The following is a 17,497-nucleotide window of genomic DNA, read 5'->3' as shown; positions in this document are numbered from 1 at the left end:
CCTACGTCTGCCGATCGCGCCCACGGGGTCGCGCGAGCGCTGCCTGCAGCCTCGTCGCGACCCCTTCGGGCATGAGCGCGCTCACCGCGCTCTCGACCTTGAGGAACCACGAGCCGGGGACGATGCTGGCCTTGCCTGCTGTCATCGCGGCGAACGCCTCCCGGGCGACGTCGGCCGGGTCCGCCTTCGGTCCCCGCGCGATCCACGTCCGTCCCATGTCGGCCCGCTCGAAGAACAACGTGTCCGTCGGGCCGGGCAGGAGCGACGTCACGGTCACGCCGGTGTCGCGGAGCTCGTAGCGCAGCGCCCTCGCGAACGCGTGCAAGAACGCCTTCGACGCCGCGTACGTCGACTGGTAGGGGCCAGGTCCCTGGGCGGCGACCGAGGAGGTGACGAGAATCCGGCCGAATCCCTGCGCCGCCATCGTGCTCGTGAGGTGGTGTGCGAGCCTGAGCGGGGACACGATGTTCACCGCGACGAGCTGGAGGTGCGCGGCGAGCGGCGTCTCGTCGAAGCGCCCGCTGACACCTCTGCCGGCGTTCAGCGCCGCGGCGACGACCGGGCGCTCCTCCAGGGTGATCGCCTCCACCACGTCGTCGTTGCCCTGAGGCGTCGCGAGATCTGCTCGGACGTACCGTGCGCCGTCGGGGAGGGCGCAGACGTCCTCGTCGGCAACGGCGAGGACGTCGAGGCCCGCGGCGACGAACTCGTCCACGAGCGCCCTGCCGATCCCGCTGGACGCACCGGTGACGAGCCCGAGGGCGCGCGTCGTGCTCCGATCGCCGCTCACGACTCGTCTCCCGCCTGCTGCTCGAGCAGTCCCAGCGCCCGTTCGCCGTCCGGGCCCTCCTGCTCGAGACCGCGCCGGAAGCTGTCGAGCTTCTCCTCCCCACCGGGGAAAGGGGGCAGCAGCGGTGCGTCTCGGTCCACCACCGCCTCGATCACCGTGGGTCGGTCAGCCGAGAGGGCACGCTCCCACGCGGCGTCGACCTCGTCGGCGACCGTCACCCGGATCCCGTGCAGCCCGAGCAGGTCGGCATAACCGGCGTACGGGAACGCAGGCAGCGCCTGGCTCGCCTCGTACCGGGGCTCTGCCTCGGTCTCGCGCTGCTCCCACGTGACCTCGGAGAGGTCGCCGTTGGCGAGGACGAGGACGACGAACCTCGAGTCGGCCCACTGCGGCCAGAGCCGCGAGACGGTGACGAGCTCGTTGATCCCGTTCATCTGCATGGCGCCGTCACCGACCAGCGCGACGACGGGTCGCGAGGGGTCGGCGAGCTTGGCGGCGAGCCCGTACGGGAGACCGGAGCCCATGCTCGCCAGCGTCGACGACAGGTGGGCGGGAACACCGGGCGGCAAGATGAGGTGGCGGGCGTACCAGTACGTGATCGAGCCGACGTCGACGCTCACCAAGGCGTCGCCGGGTAGCCGAGACGAGAGGGCGTGGACCACGGTCTCCGGGTTGAGCGGGTCGGTACGGCGAGCGGCGCGGCGGTCGCGGACGGCCCGCCAGCGGGTCACCTGTTCCTCGACCTCGTGCCGCCACGGTGCGTCCTGCTCACGCTCGCGTACGCGGGGGAGGAGGGCGCGCAGCGCCTGACGGGCGTCACCGTGGACGCCGGCGGTGATCGGGTAGCGGTGCCCGAGGTTGCGGCCGTCGATGTCGATCTGCACCGCCCGCGCGGCACCCGGAGGCGGGTAGAACTCCGTCCACGGGTCGTCGGACCCGATGATCAGCAGCGTGTCGCAGTGACCCATCAGCCAACCCGAGGCCGTGGTGCCGAGATGTCCCATCACGCCGCAGCTCAGGGGGAGCGTCTCGTCCCACCACGGCTTGCCGAGCAGGCTCGTCGTCACGCCGGCGCCGAGCTTCTCGGCGATCGCGCGCACCTCGTCGCCGGCGTCGCGCGCTCCCTGCCCGACGAGCACGGCGACGCGTTCGCCCGCGTCGAGGACCTCTGCCGCCGCGTCGAGGTCGGCGTCGGTGGGGAGGAGGTGGCTGTCGCTCCAGGTCGGTGCGCTCACCGTGACCCCGTGCTCGTGCGGAGGCTCCTCGGGCAGCGTCGCCTTCTGGACGTCGTGCGGCAGCACGACCACGCAGGGCGAGCGGCGGTCGCGCGCGGTCCGGAACGCGCGGTCGAGCACCACGGGCACCTGCTCGGGCGACATGACGGTCTGGCAGAAGTCGCGCGCCACGTCGGCGAACATGAGCGCGAGGTCGATCTCCTGCTGGTACTCCGAACCCAGCACGGTGGTCTGCTGCTGCCCGACGATCGCCACCACGGGGACGTGGTCGAGCTTCGCGTCGTACAGGCCGTTCAGCAGGTGGACCGCGCCCGGCCCCTGGGTGCTGGTGACGACGCCGACGCCGCCGGTGTACTTCGCGTGGCCGACGGCCATGAGCGCCGCATTCTCCTCATGCCGCGCTTGGACGAACTCGGGGTCGCCGGCCGCGCGCCGCAGGGCGCCCATGAACGGGTTGATGCCGTCGCCGGAGTAGCCGAAGACCCGCGCCACACCCCAGGCGCGGAGCCGTTCGACCACGAAGTCGGACACCAGCGTCTCGTCAGTCATCGTGCACCTCTCGTCGTACGGACATGTCGTCTCAGCCCTCCACGCCCGTGCTGCCGTGGGAGGAGCCGACCGGTTTGCTCTCGGGGGATCCGCGCTGGCGGAGGAAGACGGCGAAGACGGCCATCGAGCCGACCGCGAGGAACTCCGACTGCCAGTTCTGGAGCGTGCGCGACCAGAAGTCGGAGCCGACGACATAGCTGCCCCAGCCGATCGGGTCGCGCGTCTGCTCGAGGAGCGTCTCGTTGTACGCCGCCCAGCCCGCGACGGACTGCACAGCCCACGACGCGAGGAAGATCGCGCCCATCACCAGCAGGAGCGAGTGGGAGAACACGGTCGTCCGCCACCCGCCGATCCGGGCCCAGCCCGGGGAGTCCGCATCGGCGTGCGGGCCGACCTTCTGCTCCTCGTCCGACTCGGTCCCGGCCTTGTCGAGCTCCTTGGACTCCGGCGAGCCGCGTTGGAGCAGCCAGACCGTGACGCCGATGAAGAGGAAGAATTGGAGGTACTCGCTCTGCCAGTTCTCCGTGACGTCCACGGCGAAGTCGACCGACGCGACGTACTCGACCAGGCTGACCTCGCCGAACCCCTCGGCTGCCTGCTCCTCGTTGAAGGCGTTCCAGCCCGCGAACGCCTGACCGATCAGCGCGACGAGGAAGAGGACGAAGAAGAACAGGCTGAGCCCGTTGTCGCGGACGAACCCGCGCGCACCCTCTCGCGAGCCGCGCGCGCTCACACGTGCCTCACGGCGACGGCCAGGAAGAAGGCCAGACCGCCCACGATCACGACGAGGTAGCTGACGAAAATGACGCGCATCTCAGCCTCCGCTCACCGGGCAGTCGTACGGCGTCGCCGCCGTGGTCTCGACGCAACCGGCCGACGTCACGCGCCAGCCCTCGTCGTACCGGCTGAGGAAGACGGTCTCGGGCGGCTCGTCACCGGGGACGTCGAAGGTCACCTGCGCCATCACGCCGAAGACGTGGACTCCCGCCGTCCGGTCGAGCACCTCTGGGACGTCCTCCGCGAGGACGGCCTCCTCGCACGGCGCTTGGGCGCTCGTCTCGAGCTCGGCGCGCGTACGGATCGACAGCAGGGTGCACGCCGCGGCGCCGTCCCCCGTGGCGAGCGCCTGGTGGAACCGCTGCGCGACCGACCTCGCCGGCGCGACCTGCGAGGCGCCGCACGCGGCCAGCGAGCACGCGAGCGCCACCGCTGCGCCCGTGACCAGGACCTTCCCCGTCGATCGCCTCACGCCCGGGTGGTACCCGGTGCGCGGGGCGTCAATCGAGCGCGGTGGCGTCGTCGGCGGCCGCGCGCAGCGCCGCGTTCTCGTCCTCGAGGTCGAGGACGCGTGCGACGCCGGCGAGGTTGAGGCCGTCGTCGAGGAGAGCGACGATCCGGCGCAGACGTACGACGTCGTCGTCGCTGTAGCGTCGCGTGCCGCCGCTGGTCCGTACGGGTGTCAGCAGGCCGGACCGCTCGTAGACCCGAAGGTTCTGGACCGCAGTGCCGGCCAGCTCGGCCGCGACGGAGATGGCGTACACCGCATGCTGCGGGCTTCGTGTCGGCATCGTCCGGGGTCCCCTTGCGCTCTTGTCACGAACTTGCTATATAAAAACTGTATCAGCCATTACAGAACATGCGCCAGGCATGTCGGAGTTCTGTGGAGGTGAATGACCATGCTCATGCGCACCGATCCGTTCCGTGAGCTCGACCGTCTGACCCAGCAGGTCTTCGGGACCGCTGCTCGGCCGGCGGGGATGCCGATGGATGCGTGGCGTGAGGGCGACACCTTCGTCGTGGAGCTCGATCTCCCGGGCGTCGAGCCTGGGTCGATCGACATCGACGTCGAGCGCAACGTGCTGACGGTGCGGGCCGACCGTCCGGCGCGCGAGGGCATCGAGGAGCTGATCGCGGCCGAGCGCCCGCGTGGCGTGTTCAGCCGCCAGCTGATCCTCGGTGACACGTTGGACACCGAAGGTGTCCAGGCTCGCTACGCCGACGGCGTGCTGCGGGTCACGATCCCGGTCGCGGAGAAGGCGAAGCCGCGCAAGGTCGAGATCGTGCACGGCACGAGGGACGAGAGCCGGGCGATCAGCGCCTGAGGTCACCAGACCAGCGAGGCGGGGGACATACGCTGGCCCCCGCCTCGTCGCGTCCGGTTGCGCCCTTCCGCAAGGAGGAGCAATGTCGATCCTTAGGTCCGATTCGGACATTTGAGACACTCGTCTCTCGGGTCGGCGGAGCACGGAGGGCATCATGCGGCTCGGCTCACGGATCCTCGCGACGGCGGCATCGACCCTCGTCCTCTCTGCACTCGCGCTCGTCCCGGCGCTCGCGCCGAGCAGTGCACAGGCGGCCGACCCGCCGTGGATGGACACCTCGCTGAGTCCCGACGAACGCGCCGACCTGCTCGCCGACGCCATGACGCTCGAGCAGAAGCTGACGTTGTTCGAGGGGAGCGGATCGGGAGCCGTCGCCATCCCCGAGCTCGGGATCCCGGCGCGGCGTGAGATCGACGGCGCGACCGGCGTCATCACCGGCGGGACGCCGACGACGGCGTTCCCTGCGGGTCTCGCGATCGCCTCCACCTGGAACCTCGCACGAGCGCGCCAGTTCGGTCGGCAGGTCGGCCTCGAGACCCACCTCACCGGGTACAGCGGCTGGGCCGGCCCTGAGGTCGACCTGCTGCGCACCCCGTACAGCGGCCGCCAGTGGGGCTCCTTCGGCGAGGACCCGCTGCTTGGTGCCGCGATCCCCGCGGCGGCGGTCGACGGCGTCGACCGGACGAACGACACCAACGGCGTCTACTCGATCGTCAAGCACTACAACGTCTACAACCAGGAGACCCAGCGCACGACCCTCGACGCGGAGCTGGACGAGCGCACGCTGCGCGAGGTCTACACGCGCCAGTGGGAGCCGATCGTCGCCGAGGAGCCGGGCGTCATCATGTGCGCCTTCCCGAAGGTCAACGGCAGCCCGTCCTGCGAGAACCCGCACCTCCTGTGGGACATCCTCAAGGGCGAGCTCGGTTTTGAGGGCTGGGTGAGCTCCGACTTCAACGCGTGCAAGAGCCTCGACGCCTACGTGTACGGCACAGACGTGTGCGGCCCGAGCTTCCCGGATCCCGCGACGCTGCGCGCGGCGGTCCTCGACGGGACGATCCCCGCCGAGCGCTTCGACGACATGGTCCACCGCGTCCTGCGGACGTACTTCGCCGACGGGCTGATCGACAACCCGCCGCCGGGGAGCCTCGAGAACCCCCGACCGAACCCGGACGCCCTGCCGGCCGACGTCGTGGCCACCGGCCGCCAGCGGGCGTACCGCACGGCCGTCGACGGCTCGGTGCTGCTGCGCAACCGCCGCGACGCGCTCCCGCTGGGCTCGCGCGACCTGGAGTCCGTGGCCGTCGTGGGTGAGTCCGCGGACCGCTACATCCAGGGGTTCGGCAGCGACACGGTCATCGACCCGACTGGCGTGAGCACCGTCGTCGAGGGAATCGAGGACCGTGCCGGCACCGACGTCGACGTCACGCACGTGGCGGGCAGCGACCCGGTGCGCGCCGGCGACAACATGCCGGGCGACCAGCCCGTGCCGTCGAGCGTCCTGCGGCCGGCCGAAGGGCAGGGCGACGGGCTCACAGCCGAGTGGTTCACGACGCCGGACCTGAGCGGGACGCCGGTCGCCACCCGGACCGAGGACCAGGTGAACTGGGGGCAGGGTCTGGTCGGGACGCTCGCGGGGTTCGGGTACGACCCGACTCCCGCGCCCAAGCTCCCCGACCCGATCCTCGCGGCGGAGACGCCGTCGGCACGCTGGACCGGGACGCTCGAGCCGACCGTGAGCGGGCGGTACGCGCTCGGCCTCACGCTGCTGGGCAGCGCGACCGTGTGGGTGGACGGTGAAGAGGTCCTCTCCGCCGAGGCCGACCGCATCCGTCAGGAGTCGTTCACGATGCGGCTCGAGGCCGGCCGGACGTACGACGTGCGCATCGAGTACGTCGCCGACGCGCCTGACCAGTGCTGCATCGTCACGTCCAACTTCGGACCCGGGATCCGCTTCACGTGGGAGCCGCCCGCTGCCGACGCCTCGCCTCAGATCGACGAAGCGGTCGAGGCGGCGCGCGACGCCGACGTGGCCGTCGTCGTCGCGACCAACTACATGGGCGAGTCGCTCGACCGCGGCGAGATCGTGCTCCCGCAGAACCAGGACCGTCTGATCAGCGCCGTCGCGCGGGCGAACCCGAACACCGTGGTCGTCCTGGCGACCGGTGGCGCCGTGTCGCTCCCGTGGCTGAGCCGCGTCCCGGCGGTGGTGGAAGCCTGGTACCCCGGCCAGGAGCAGGGGCGCGCGATCGCCGCGCTGCTCTTCGGCGACGAGAACTTCTCGGGCAAGCTGCCGCTGAGCTGGCCGCGCTCGGACCGTCAGGTCGCGCGAGGGCTCGGCCTGGAGAGCCCGTTCCCGGACGTCAACGAGCCCGACATCACGGTCGACTACGACGAGGGAGTCTTCGTCGGCTACCGCGGTTACGAGGAGAACGGGGTCCGGCCGCTCTACCCGTTCGGGCACGGACTGTCGTACTCGACGTTCCGCTACCGCAACGTCCAGGTGGTCAACCCGCGCGCCCGCAGCGACGCACGCCCCAACGCCTACCGGCCGGGACGTGTACGGGTGCGGGTGACCAACACGAGCGGGCGACGCAGCACGGAGATCGTCCAGCTCTACAACGGCCGCCTGAACACGAACCGTGCCGAAACGCCGCCGAAGCAGCTGCTCGGCTGGTCGCGGGTGACTCTGGGGCCGCGCGAGACGCGGTGGGTGACGATCCCGATCGACCTCTACACGCCAGATCACAAGCTCGCGTACTGGGACACCGAGTGGGGCTACTGGATCACGCCCACCGGGCGTACCCGGCTCTACGTCGGCAGCTCCTCGCAGGACATCCGGTTCACGCGGACGCTCACGGTCCGGAGGCCTACCGGCTGAGGGGCGCCTCGACGTCGATCATGCGGAGCTTGTCGGGGTTGCGCACCGCGTAGACGCGCCTGATCCGGCCGTCCTCGACGAGGAAGCTGATCGCGGTGTCGAAGCCGTCCTCGGTGCCGACAAGCCGAGCGCCGACGGCTCCGTTGAGCACGGCCGGCAGGAAGGTGGCTCCCGGTGCCAGCCGTGTGAACGGCCTCAGGATGTTCGCGACCTTCTTGGCGCCGACCACCGGGTTGAGCACGGCCTGGGCGACTCCGCCGCCGTCGGCCACGAGCACGACGTCCGGCGCGAGGACGTCGAGCAGCCCTTGCAGGTCACCCTCCGTCACCGCCGCGAGGAAGCGCTCGACCACCTGCTGCTGCTCGTCGCGACGGACCTCCATCCGCGGCCGGCGTGCCGCCACGTGCTCGCGCGCCCGGTGCCCGATCTGGCGTACGGCGCCAGGCGTCTTGCCCAGCGTCTCGGCGATCTCGCCGTACGGGGTCTCGAACACCTCGTGCAGCACGAAGACCGCGCGCTCGGTCGGCGTCAACGTCTCGAGCACGGTGAGCATGGCGATCGAGACGCTCTCGGCCAGCTCGACGTCCTCCGCGAGATCCGGTGTCGTCAGCAGCGGCTCGGGCAGCCACTCACCGACGTAGTCCTCGCGTCGTCGCGCGTTCACGCGCATCTTGTCGAGGGCCTTGCGTGTCACCATCCGCACGAGGAACGGGCGCGGCCGGCGTACGTCCGCGCGGGCGTCTCGCCCCATCGCGTCCCAGCGCAGCCACGTGTCCTGGACGACGTCCTCGGCGTCGGCGGCCGAGCCGAGCATCTCGTACGCGATCGTGAAGAGCAGCCCGCGGTGGGTGAGGAACGGGTCGTCGGACACGCTCACGTCGCCACCGGTCAGGCGTCGGTCCACGGCTCGCTGGCCCCCCTGTTCGCCGAGACCAGCCGATCCTGGATGGCGCGGCGAGCGCGGTCGTACGCGTGGTCGCCTCCGCCGAGCAGCGACTCGAAGTTGGCGCCGTCGAGGAACGCGCTCAGCTCGAACGCGAGCTGGGGGAGCGAGTCGTCGGGGTCGAGCTCGCCGAGCGCCTGCGCCTCGCGGAGCGTCTGCTCGACGAGCGCGAGCCACTCGTGGCGGGCGGCGATCAGCGCGTCGCGGACCTTGCCCTCGCGGGCGGCGTACTCATAACCGGTCCTCGCGAAGAAGCAGCCGCCGGGGAAGACGCGTCCGCGCGAGTAGTCGAGCCAGGCGCTGACCAGCGCCCGCACGCGTCCGAGCCCCGGCGGTGTCTCGAGCGAGGGCGTGACGACGGTGTCGACGTAGATGCGCTTCGCCGCCCGGATGGTGGCCAGCTGGAGCTCCTCCTTGGCTCCGAACAGGGCGAAGAGGCCGCTCTTGCTGATCGAGAGCTCGGTCGCGAGCCGTCCGATGGAGAGTCCGTCGAGCCCTTCGACGGAGGCGACGTCGACGGCGTGCCGGAGAACGGTCCGCCGCGTGGCGTTGCCGCGGCGCACCCTGCCGTCGGGGTGGTCCTCGAGCGTCGTCTCGGCCTTCATGCTCCCTGACGATATCGCGTGAGCTCGGCGAGAACAAATGATACGATCGTTCGTATTGTTTCCGAGGGGGACCGATGACCGCCACGATCGACACGACGACTCTCGTCGAGCTGCGCCGCGGAGGCGCCATGGACCTGGAAGCGCTGGAGGCATTCCTGCTCGGGCTGTCACCCGACACCTCCTACCGGCGATTCCTCACCGGCTTCGGCCCCCGGACGCCACCCGGCCTCGCGAGACGGCTTCTGCAGCCGGGGACGACCGGGGGTTCGCTGCTCGCGTGGCAAGGCGGCATCGTCGCCGGGCACGGGATGTGGGCGCCGATCCGGAGCGTGCACGACCAGGAAGACGTCGCCTCCACGGCCGAGATCGGGGTGGTCGTCGCCGACGCGTGGCAGGGCTGCGGCATCGGTTCACGCCTGGTCGACGGGCTAGCCCTCGAGATCGCGCGCCACGGGTTCCCTCGCGTCCAGGCCGTCATCAGCGCGGAGAACCACGTCGTACGGCACATGGTCGCCAGGCGGGCGCGTGGCGCGGACTACGCGCGTGACGGCGCGGAGATCACCGTCACCGTCCGTGCGAGCGCGCTGGAGGCGCGCTAGGCGCGGCGAGGGGAGCGAGCCCGCACGCGTCGGCGAAGCCGTCAGACCCGATGCCGAGGGCGACGTTGCCCCGCGTCGTGAAGTTGGCGAAGGCGATCACCGCGGTCAGCTCGATCACGGCGGCCTCACCCAGCTGGGCCACCAGCGACGCGACCATCTCATCGGTCACCGTGGGCTCGGTCGTCGTCATCGCCTCGGCGTACGCCAGCACCTCGCGCTCGAGCGGGGAGAAGACGTCGGACTCGTGCCACCGGGGGATCTCACGCGCCTTCGCCACGTCGAGGTCCTTGTTGAAGCTCTCGAAGTAGTTGTAGTCGAGGCACCAGCTGCACCCGACCTGCGAGGCGACCGCCATGTGCGCGAACGACTTCAGCTGCTCGTCGCAGGCGTGCCACCGCTCGACCTTGGCGCTCAGGCCGCTCAGGCTCATCATGACCGGCTGGTTGTGCCAGTAGACACCGACCGAGGCGGGCACCTGGCCGAGCTTCTTCTTGGCGAACCGTCTGATGAGGGCGCCCTTGATGCCGGTGATCTCGGCGGGGGTGATGCGGGGTGATCCGGTCATGTCGGCCTCCTCCTGTGAGAACGGGGTACGACATGACGACGCCGGCCGGCCACGAAACGTGACACGGCCGGCGCCGTTCGCGGTCAGAGCCTGCGGCACACGTTCGGGCCCTGGTCCCCTTCCCAGGAGTCCTGGCGGTGCAGCATCGCGTCGCGCGTACGAGGCCCGTACACGCCGTCGGCCGTGATGCCGGCGAGCTGCTGGACGCGCTTGACCGCGGCCTTGGTCTTCGTGCCGTCGTTGCCGTCCACCGTGATGTTCAGGACGGCTTCCCCGCGGCTGCGGTAGCACCAGCGGATGTTGTCCTGGAGCGTCCGGACGGCGGCCGAGGCGTACCCCTGCTGGAGGTGGCAGCACGAGTCATGAACGAATCCCCTCGTGAGGTTGAGGGAGCCGGACGCGGTGGTGCAGCACCTCGGTCAGGGGAGCGTGCCTCTCGCGGGTGGGGTGAACGGAAGGCCCTTCGAGCAGGCTCAAAGGAGTTGCGCTCGACGTGCGGCATCATTCTCGGCGGGTCCCCCTGTCGACGGCCCGAGGAGCTTGCATGCGCACTGCGCTCAAAGTCGCGTTGTCGGCGGTCGCCGGTGGCCTTGCGATCGTCCTGGTGGTGGCGGCGCTCACCGCCGGCGGGCTGCTCACCAACCCGTTCACGACCCGCACGGTCGACCGCAGCCAGCCTGTGCTGCTGAAGTCGGTCCAGAACATCAGCCAGTACCACGCCGCGGTCGGCAACTTCGAGGTCGTGCTCGACGTCGAGCGGGACGTGCGGTGGGTGCCGGACTTCGTGCTCGGCGAGCGCTCGCTCTTCGTCGCCGCCGGCACGGTCAACGCGTACGTCGACTTCTCGGGCCTGGCCGAGGAGGACCTGAAGCTTTCCCGAGACGGTCGCTCGGTCGAGGTGCGGCTGCCGGACGCGCAGCTCGACGAGCCCAACCTCGATCAGGACCGGACGTACCTGTTCACGCAGGAGCGCGGCGTGGTCAACCGCTTGAGCGATGCCTTGTCCGCGCGCGACCAGAGCGGTCTGTACGAGCTCGCCGAGAAGAAGCTGGAGGCCGCCGCGAAGGAGTCCGAGCTCGCCCGCCGTGCGGAGGAGAACACCAAGGCGATGCTGGTCGGGATGTTCGGCTCGCTCGACATCAGGGCGACCTTCGTGGAGGGCTCCGACGAGTAGGAGTGCGCTGCCGGCGAGATCTCTGCCAGAGTGCGGGGATGGCTTCGTGGGTACGCAAGGTGCTGGCGTCGGTCGGACGGACCTACCGGGGGAGCGGCGCCGACTGGCCGTTCGGTGATCCGCTCCGTGCGCACGGCGTCGCGATGGAGGGCTACTTCTGGCGCTTCACCGACCCCGCCTCCGGGCGCGTGCTGCTCGCGCTGGACGGGGTCAACCGGGCGGACGACGGCACGTGGTCGACGCTCGGGCTCGCGGCACACCCGAACGGCTTCCTCCGTACGACGGAGCACCCCGAGGGAGCCGCGGACCCGGGCGGCCTGGGCGTGCGCTCCGGTGACGCGTTCGAGGGGACGCCGGACCGGCTGCGGGTCGACCTCGGCCCGGACGCGCGGGTGGACGTCGAGGTCAGGTCCCCGGTGGCGTGGTCGCGCCGCAGCTTCGGCGGGTCGAGCGTCTTCCAGACCGTCCCGGGGCTGAACCAGTACTGGCACCCGTGGCTCCTCGGCGGCGCCGCGTACGGCCGGGCCGTCGTGGGGGAGGAGACCTGGGACCTCGACGGGTGGTCGGTGTACGCGGAGAAGAACTGGGGCAAGGGCGGGTTCCCCGAGTCGTGGTGGTGGGGCCAGGCGCAAGGGTTCGACGACCCGTCGGTCTGCGTCGCGTTCGCCGGGGGAGAGGTCTACGCCGGACCGATCCGTACGACCGTGACGGCGGTCGTCGTGCTCCTGCCGGGCGGGCGGCTGGTCCGGCTCGGGGACCCGGTCGTGTCACCGGTCGAGGCCGAGGTCACCGACGAGCGGTGGAGCCTGCGTGGGCGCAGCGCCCAGTGGCGGATCGACATCGAGGGGACCGGCAGCCTGGCCAGCGCCCATGTGCTCCCCGTCCCGCTGCCTGCCGAGCGGCGCAACATCGCGGGCGCGATCGAGCACCTCGGCGCGACGATGCAGGTCACCGTGCGGCGCCGAGGCCGGGTCGTGTGGCAGGGCGAGTCCCGCCTCGCCGCGCTCGAGCACGGCGGCATCGCGCGCGCCCAGGCCGAGGTCGTACGTCGCGGCCGCGCCGCCGATGCCGTCGACGCCGCGCCGGTGGGTTGAGTCGGTGGGTTAATCGGTCGCCTCTCGGCAACCGGCGGTGAAAGGGTGACGCGCATGGGATCCTTCGAGCTCCAGCTCGACATCGATCGTCCCCCTTCCGTCGTCTGGTCCGTGCTCAGCGACGTGAGCCGGACCCCGGAGTGGTACGAGGCCGTGCAGCGCGTCGTGCCGGTCGTCCCGGCAGGAGACGGACGCGGTCCGTCGTACGAGCTCGTCCGGTCGCTTCCCGGTGGGAAGGCGGTCAACCTCGTCGAGGTCACGGAGTCCGAGCCTGAGGAGCGGTTCAGCCTGACGAGCAGGAGCGGGCCGACCCCTTTCACGTACCGCTACACGCTGACGCCGATCCCCGGCGGGACCCGCCTGGTCCTCGACGCCGAGATCTCGGCAGCCGGTCTCCCTGGCCCGCTCTCTGCGCTCGGCCCGGTGGCGACGAGGTTGTTCAAGAACGGGATGCGCACGAATCTCGGCGCACTGGCGCGGATGCTCGAACAGTGAACCGACTGCTGCTGGTCGAGGGCGAGAGCGACGCGATCGCCGTACGCGCCCTGGCGCGCCGGCTCGGTCTGGACCTCGCGGCCGCCGGTGCGGATGTCGTCCCGATGGGCGGTGTCACCAACCTCGGTCATCACCTCGACGGCATCGACGAAGCCGACGTCGTCGCCGTGCTGCACGACGTCGGCGAGACCCCGTACGTCGCCAGGACGCTGGCACGTGTCCACGACCTCCCGACGCGCGCGTTCGCCTGCCACCTCGACCTCGAGGACGAGCTGATCCGCAGCCTCGGTGTCGCCCGCACCCTCGACGTGGTCAGGAGTGCGGGCGACCTCGGCAGGTGGCGCACCCTGACCCGCCAGCCGTTCCACCGCGGCCGACCGGAGGCGCGGGTGCTCCGTCGCTTCATCGGGACCACGAGCGGGCGCAAGGCGCGCTACGCCCAGCTGCTCGTCGACGCGCTCGACCTCGACCAGGCCCCCGCCGTGCTGGTCGAGGCCGTCGTCGCGGTCACGCAGGCGTCGTCTCCCGCGGGCCAGGCCCCGTGATCCTCCGTCGCACAGTGAGCGTGTCCGGTGACAGCGCTCGCAGGAAGTCCTCCGCGTCGAACACCTCGCCCGGCGCGACGACCCCCGTACCCGCGGCACGTCCGTCGAGCAGCCGCACCACCGCCTCGACCGCCAGCGGGGCAGTCGCCGCGTAGATGTCGCGTCCACCGACCGACATCCGCTCCTCCCTGTCGCCGACCTGCGCCACCACCTCGACAACGAACTGCTGCGGCGACCGTCCGCGCTCGTCCGTGGCCGGGGGAGGAGGGGTCGACGGGTCGCGGATGTCGCTGAGCGCCGATGCGCTGAGGTACGAGTCGAGCCGTGCGACCGGCAGGTGTCGCGCGAGCAGGAGGGGTTCGGAGAACGGGAGCGCGGCGACGGGCTGGTCGCCCAGCGTCCCGAAGTCCCACGACGTGCGCGGCGCGGTGTGGGGGACCGGTGCCAGCGTGCCGTCGACGATCGTGCGTCGCGGCGCGGTGTTGCGCGCCCCGGTGAGGCGGGTGCCGGCGGTCGGCCACCACGCGTCGAGCCCGATCGCCACTGACAGCGAGGCCGGCTCGGACGTCCCCGCGAGCAGGGCGGTCGCCAGCAGGTCCGCGAGCCCGCCGTAGAACGCCATCGCCGGGATCACCGCGACCCCCGCCTGCTCCGCATCGTCGGGCCGCGCCGCGTACACGGCCTCCACGGCAGGTTGCTCCGCCGTCACGTCGAGGTAGTGCGCGCCCGCGGCGACGGCTGCCCCGGACACGGCGACGCCGGTGTCGAGGAACGGCCCGGCGACGTTGACGACAGCCGCTGCCCCGGTCACGGCGGCGCGCAGCGCGCCGGGGTCGTCGACGCGCGCGGGCCGCACCTCGAGGCCGGGACGATCTTCGGCCATCGCGGCCAGACGTGACGCGTCGCGACCCGACAGGACGGGCGTGAGTCCGCGCCGCAGGAGCTCGTCGACGACGAAACGACCGGTGTGACCGTACGCCCCGTACACGACGACGGGACCGGAGGGAGAAGTGCTCATGTCCCCATCCCACCGGGTGCGCGTCCGTGCAGCCAGTGTCTGAAGTGACGCCTGTCGTACAGTTTCCGACATGGTCTCCGTGGGGCTGGCGCTGCACGCCGACGCGATGCTGTACGAGACGGCGATCGCCGCCGAGGTCTTCGGCGTCGACCGGTCGGACCTCTCGGCCGACGGCCGCTGGTACGCGCTCGTCGTCGCCACCCCCGACGGCACCTCGGCGCCGTGGCTCGGCGCTGCCCCGGCCGTCTCGTACGCCGCCCTCGCCGATGCCGACCTCGTGATCGTGCCGTCGACGGACCACCTCGACGGCGTGCCGGACCCCGCCCTTCTCGACGCGCTGCGCACGGCGTACGACCGCGGAGCCCGGATCGCGTCCCTGTGCACCGGCGCGTTCGTCCTCGCCGCAGCAGGCCTCCTCGACGGGCGGGAGGCCGCGACGCACTGGATGCACGTCGACGAGCTCGAGCGCCTCTATCCCGCCGTACGTGCGCGCGCCGACGTCCTCTTCGTCGACGACGGGCAGATCCTCACGTCGGCAGGCAAGACCGCCGCGCTCGACCTGTGTCTCCATCTCGTCCGCGCCGACTTCGGGAGCGCCGCCGCCAACGGGCTGGCGCGTCGGCTGGTGGTCGCCGCACAGCGACCCGGGGGACAGGCGCAGTTCATCGCGAGGCCGCCGGCCCCGACCGGGTCCGACCACGTGGGTGCGGCGATGGACTGGGCGCGCGCACGCCTCGATCAACCGCTCGCCGTCTCCGACCTCGCCCGCGAGGCCGGCCTCGGCGCGCGCCAGCTCGCCCGCCGGATGAGCGCCGAGACCGGCATGACGCCGCTGCGGTGGCTCCACCGCGAACGCGTCCTTCGTGCGCAGGAGCTGCTCGAGCGTACGGACGCGTCCGTGGAGCAGATCGCCGCCCGCTGCGGACTCGGCACCGCGACGACGCTGCGTCGGCACTTCGTCCGCGCGGTCGGCGTCAGCCCGACGACCTACCGCGCGACGTTCCGCGGCTGAGCCCGCCAGCCCGTACGGTCGGGAGATGTCGCAGACACCTGAGCCGGGCCCGTACGAGGAGGCCCGCGCCGCCGACGTCCCCCTCGTCGCCGCAGTCGTCCTGGACTGCCTCGACCCCCGCGCGCTCGCCGAGTTCTACCGCGAGCTGCTCGGGTACACCTATCGCCCCGGCGACGAGCCTCCCGCTCCGGGAGAGCCCGACCCGCGAGGAGAGGACTGGCTGGTGCTGTGGTCGTCGCCCGGTGCCCGGCACGACGGGCGGGCGCTCGCGTTCCAGCGCGAGCCGGACCACCGGCCCGCCGAGTGGAGCGCCGAGTCGCCGCCCAGCCCCTCCGGTCAGCGTCAGATGCTGCACCTCGACATGGTCGTGGCGGACACCGACGCCCTCCTCCGCCAGCGCGAACGCGCGCTCGCGCTCGGCGCGGTGCAGCTCTTCGACCGCTTCGATGACGACGAGGAGCCGTTGTTCGTGTTCGCTGACCCCGCCGGGCACCCGTTCTGCATCTACGTCGGCTAGCGCGCCGCAGCGCTCTCCACAAGCCGGGGCAAACGTCTAGAGAATCGCTCATGCGTTCGAATAGACTGTACCTGTGCTTGATCCGACGTTGACAGACGACCTGCGCCGAGCGGTGCGGGCGCTGCTCGACGCTCCTCTCGACCTGGCGACGAACGCGGAGAAGGCAGAGGTCCTCCGGGCCGTCCAGGACGCCCAAGACCGGCTCGACGGCATCAAGGCCATGACGCTGGAGGCGTTCGCGCAGTGCGGGGGCCCGGAGGACGACGGGGCGCCGACGCTCAAGGCATGGGCGCGGCGGACGCTGCGTCTCTCGGCCACGGAGGCCGGCAAGCCGACGACGGCGGGCCGCACGCTGCGGCGGCTTCCCGCCGTACGCGAGGCGCTCGCCGAGGGGCGGGTGCGGCTCCCGCACGTGCACGAGTTCTCCTCGGGCCTGGTCAAGGCGGGGGAGGAGATCATCTCGCTCGGGACCGACTACCTGCTGAGCGTCGCCGAGTCGCACGAGCCGGCGGCGCTGCGCGAGGAGGTGCGGGCGTGGATCGACGCGATCCACCCCGACAGCCTCGACGAGGCGTACATCCGCGGCATGGACAAGCGCGACCTGCAGGTGAGCCGCGTGGGCGACGGGTACGCCGTCAACGGCTTCCTCGACATCCCGACCGGAGCCAAGCTCAAGACCGTGCTCGACTCGCTCGGCAGCACGTCCGACCGCGACGACCGGCGTTCGCCCGCCGAGCGACGGCTCGCCGGGCTCGACGCACTGCTCGCCGCCGTCCTCGAGCACGGGCTGCCGACCCGCAAGGGCATCCGACCGCAACTCCACGTGACCGTCGACCTCGATCGGCTGCGCGGCGACGCCGCCGCCGAGCCTGCAAGGCTCCAGGGGTGGGGCGTGATCGGAGACCGGCTGCTCGGTTCGCTGCTCTGTGACGCCGACGTCACGGGCATCCTCACCGACGGGTTCACGAGCGGGTCGTTGCCGCAGGCCTCGGTGCTCAACGTCGGCCGCAGCGAGCGGCTCGCGACCCCCGCGCAGCGGTCGGCGATCATGGTCCGCCAAGGAGGGCGGTGCGGCAACCCCGGCTGTGACCACACCACCCTTGAGATCCACCACCTCGACTGGTGGGTGCGCGACCTCGGGCTGACCGATCTCGACCGACTCGTCGGCCTCTGCGCCCGGTGCCACCACCTCGTGCACGCAGGCAGGCTGCACACCCGGAGCGCGGGAGACGGGACGACCTTCTTCTCGCTCGCCGGTGGCACCCCGGTGCCCGACCGACGACGGACGACCCGACATCTCGCGCGCGAGCGGCTCCGCCTCCTCCGCGCCCTGGTCGCCGAGCCGCACGACGCGGCCGCCTGATCGCTACGGT

At 71.5% G+C, this 17,497-nt stretch carries 19 protein-coding genes and 1 pseudogene; 10 read left to right on the top strand and 10 right to left on the bottom strand.

From position 1 onward, the window contains the following. Window position 1: 1 nt before the first annotated feature. The 5 genes from NYZ95_RS05835 to NYZ95_RS05815 all read right to left on the bottom strand — a co-directional run bounded on the left by NYZ95_RS05835 (window position 2) and on the right by NYZ95_RS05815 (window position 4,142). The gene (locus NYZ95_RS05835; RefSeq protein ID WP_262849671.1) at window positions 2-790 is read right to left on the bottom strand and encodes an SDR family NAD(P)-dependent oxidoreductase; all 789 of its coding nucleotides are present in this window, start codon (window positions 788-790) and stop codon (window positions 2-4) included. After that, entirely contained in the window at window positions 787-2,574 is a 1,788-nt protein-coding gene (locus NYZ95_RS05830; protein ID WP_262849669.1) for a thiamine pyrophosphate-requiring protein, read from the bottom strand. The genes NYZ95_RS05835 and NYZ95_RS05830 overlap by 4 nt, the downstream gene beginning before the upstream one ends. 31 nt (window positions 2,575-2,605) lie before the next feature. After that, complete coding sequence (locus NYZ95_RS05825; protein ID WP_262849667.1) at window positions 2,606-3,307, bottom strand: DUF6766 family protein; 702 nt, start codon at window positions 3,305-3,307, stop codon at window positions 2,606-2,608. A gap of 81 nt (window positions 3,308-3,388) precedes the next feature. Then, window positions 3,389-3,823, bottom strand: a complete 435-nt coding sequence (locus NYZ95_RS05820) for a hypothetical protein (RefSeq protein ID WP_262849665.1) — start codon at window positions 3,821-3,823, stop codon at window positions 3,389-3,391. A 28-nt stretch (window positions 3,824-3,851) separates the two neighbouring features. Continuing rightward, complete coding sequence (locus NYZ95_RS05815; RefSeq protein ID WP_262849663.1) at window positions 3,852-4,142, bottom strand: MerR family transcriptional regulator; 291 nt, start codon at window positions 4,140-4,142, stop codon at window positions 3,852-3,854. Window positions 4,143-4,250: 108 nt separating this feature from the next. Between NYZ95_RS05815 and NYZ95_RS05810 the strand changes: the two genes are divergently transcribed. Further along, a complete protein-coding gene (locus NYZ95_RS05810; protein WP_262849661.1) occupies window positions 4,251-4,676 on the top strand; it encodes an Hsp20/alpha crystallin family protein in 426 nt (141 codons plus the stop codon). Between the two features lie 154 nt (window positions 4,677-4,830). Then, window positions 4,831-7,557 carry a glycoside hydrolase family 3 protein gene (locus NYZ95_RS05805; RefSeq protein WP_262849659.1) on the top strand — a complete coding sequence of 909 codons (2,727 nt, stop codon included), beginning with the start codon at window positions 4,831-4,833 and terminating at the stop codon, window positions 7,555-7,557. Here NYZ95_RS05805 and NYZ95_RS05800 read toward each other — a convergent pair. Next, complete coding sequence (locus NYZ95_RS05800) at window positions 7,547-8,461, bottom strand: RNA polymerase sigma-70 factor (RefSeq protein ID WP_262849657.1); 915 nt, start codon at window positions 8,459-8,461, stop codon at window positions 7,547-7,549. The genes NYZ95_RS05805 and NYZ95_RS05800 overlap by 11 nt on opposite strands. Beyond that, window positions 8,446-9,105 (bottom strand): TetR/AcrR family transcriptional regulator, encoded by a 660-nt coding sequence (locus NYZ95_RS05795; RefSeq protein WP_262849655.1) that lies wholly within the window; start codon window positions 9,103-9,105, stop codon window positions 8,446-8,448. Before NYZ95_RS05795 ends, NYZ95_RS05800 begins: the two co-directional genes overlap by 16 nt. Window positions 9,106-9,179: 74 nt before the next feature. Here NYZ95_RS05795 and NYZ95_RS05790 point away from each other — a divergent pair, with 74 nt between their 5' ends. Further along, entirely contained in the window at window positions 9,180-9,704 is a 525-nt protein-coding gene (locus tag NYZ95_RS05790) for a GNAT family N-acetyltransferase (RefSeq protein WP_262849653.1), read from the top strand. On the opposite strand, the gene NYZ95_RS05785 is transcribed toward NYZ95_RS05790, so the two are convergent. Then, entirely contained in the window at window positions 9,670-10,269 is a 600-nt protein-coding gene (locus NYZ95_RS05785; protein ID WP_262849650.1) for a carboxymuconolactone decarboxylase family protein, read from the bottom strand. The genes NYZ95_RS05790 and NYZ95_RS05785 overlap by 35 nt on opposite strands. A gap of 83 nt (window positions 10,270-10,352) precedes the next feature. Then, window positions 10,353-10,583 (bottom strand): annotated as a pseudogene (locus NYZ95_RS05780) (peptidoglycan-binding domain-containing protein); the annotation flags it as partial. A 230-nt stretch (window positions 10,584-10,813) separates the two neighbouring features. On the opposite strand from NYZ95_RS05780, the gene NYZ95_RS05775 reads away from it, so the two are divergent. The 4 genes from NYZ95_RS05775 to NYZ95_RS05760 are packed head-to-tail and all read left to right on the top strand — an operon-like array spanning window position 10,814 to window position 13,577. Next, entirely contained in the window at window positions 10,814-11,443 is a 630-nt protein-coding gene (locus NYZ95_RS05775) for a DUF4230 domain-containing protein (protein ID WP_262849648.1), read from the top strand. Between the two features lie 38 nt (window positions 11,444-11,481). Beyond that, a complete protein-coding gene (locus NYZ95_RS05770) occupies window positions 11,482-12,537 on the top strand; it encodes a tocopherol cyclase family protein (protein WP_262849647.1) in 1,056 nt (351 codons plus the stop codon). A gap of 54 nt (window positions 12,538-12,591) precedes the next feature. Next, window positions 12,592-13,032 carry an SRPBCC family protein gene (locus NYZ95_RS05765; RefSeq protein WP_262849646.1) on the top strand — a complete coding sequence of 147 codons (441 nt, stop codon included), beginning with the start codon at window positions 12,592-12,594 and terminating at the stop codon, window positions 13,030-13,032. Next, window positions 13,029-13,577, top strand: coding sequence for a TOPRIM nucleotidyl transferase/hydrolase domain-containing protein (locus tag NYZ95_RS05760; RefSeq protein WP_262849644.1), 549 nt, complete (start codon window positions 13,029-13,031; stop codon window positions 13,575-13,577). The genes NYZ95_RS05765 and NYZ95_RS05760 overlap by 4 nt, the downstream gene beginning before the upstream one ends. On the opposite strand, the gene NYZ95_RS05755 is transcribed toward NYZ95_RS05760, so the two are convergent. Continuing rightward, on the bottom strand, window positions 13,540-14,595 hold the full coding sequence (locus NYZ95_RS05755; RefSeq protein WP_262849642.1) for a saccharopine dehydrogenase NADP-binding domain-containing protein: 1,056 nt from the start codon (window positions 14,593-14,595) through the stop codon (window positions 13,540-13,542). The genes NYZ95_RS05760 and NYZ95_RS05755 overlap by 38 nt on opposite strands. A gap of 70 nt (window positions 14,596-14,665) precedes the next feature. Here NYZ95_RS05755 and NYZ95_RS05750 point away from each other — a divergent pair, with 70 nt between their 5' ends. The 3 genes from NYZ95_RS05750 to NYZ95_RS05740 all read left to right on the top strand — a co-directional run bounded on the left by NYZ95_RS05750 (window position 14,666) and on the right by NYZ95_RS05740 (window position 17,487). Then, on the top strand, window positions 14,666-15,607 hold the full coding sequence (locus NYZ95_RS05750) for a GlxA family transcriptional regulator (protein ID WP_262849640.1): 942 nt from the start codon (window positions 14,666-14,668) through the stop codon (window positions 15,605-15,607). 25 nt (window positions 15,608-15,632) lie between these two features. Beyond that, complete coding sequence (locus tag NYZ95_RS05745) at window positions 15,633-16,124, top strand: VOC family protein (protein ID WP_262849638.1); 492 nt, start codon at window positions 15,633-15,635, stop codon at window positions 16,122-16,124. A 73-nt stretch (window positions 16,125-16,197) separates the two neighbouring features. Next, on the top strand, window positions 16,198-17,487 hold the full coding sequence (locus NYZ95_RS05740) for an HNH endonuclease (protein ID WP_262849636.1): 1,290 nt from the start codon (window positions 16,198-16,200) through the stop codon (window positions 17,485-17,487). Window positions 17,488-17,497 lie beyond the last annotated feature (10 nt).

This window comes from Mumia quercus (assembly GCF_025506335.1).
Taxonomy (GTDB): Bacteria; Actinomycetota; Actinomycetes; order Propionibacteriales; family Nocardioidaceae; genus Mumia; species Mumia quercus.
The sequence above is the reverse complement of the archived record's forward strand: the minus strand, read 5'-3'. Positions and strand labels throughout refer to the sequence as shown.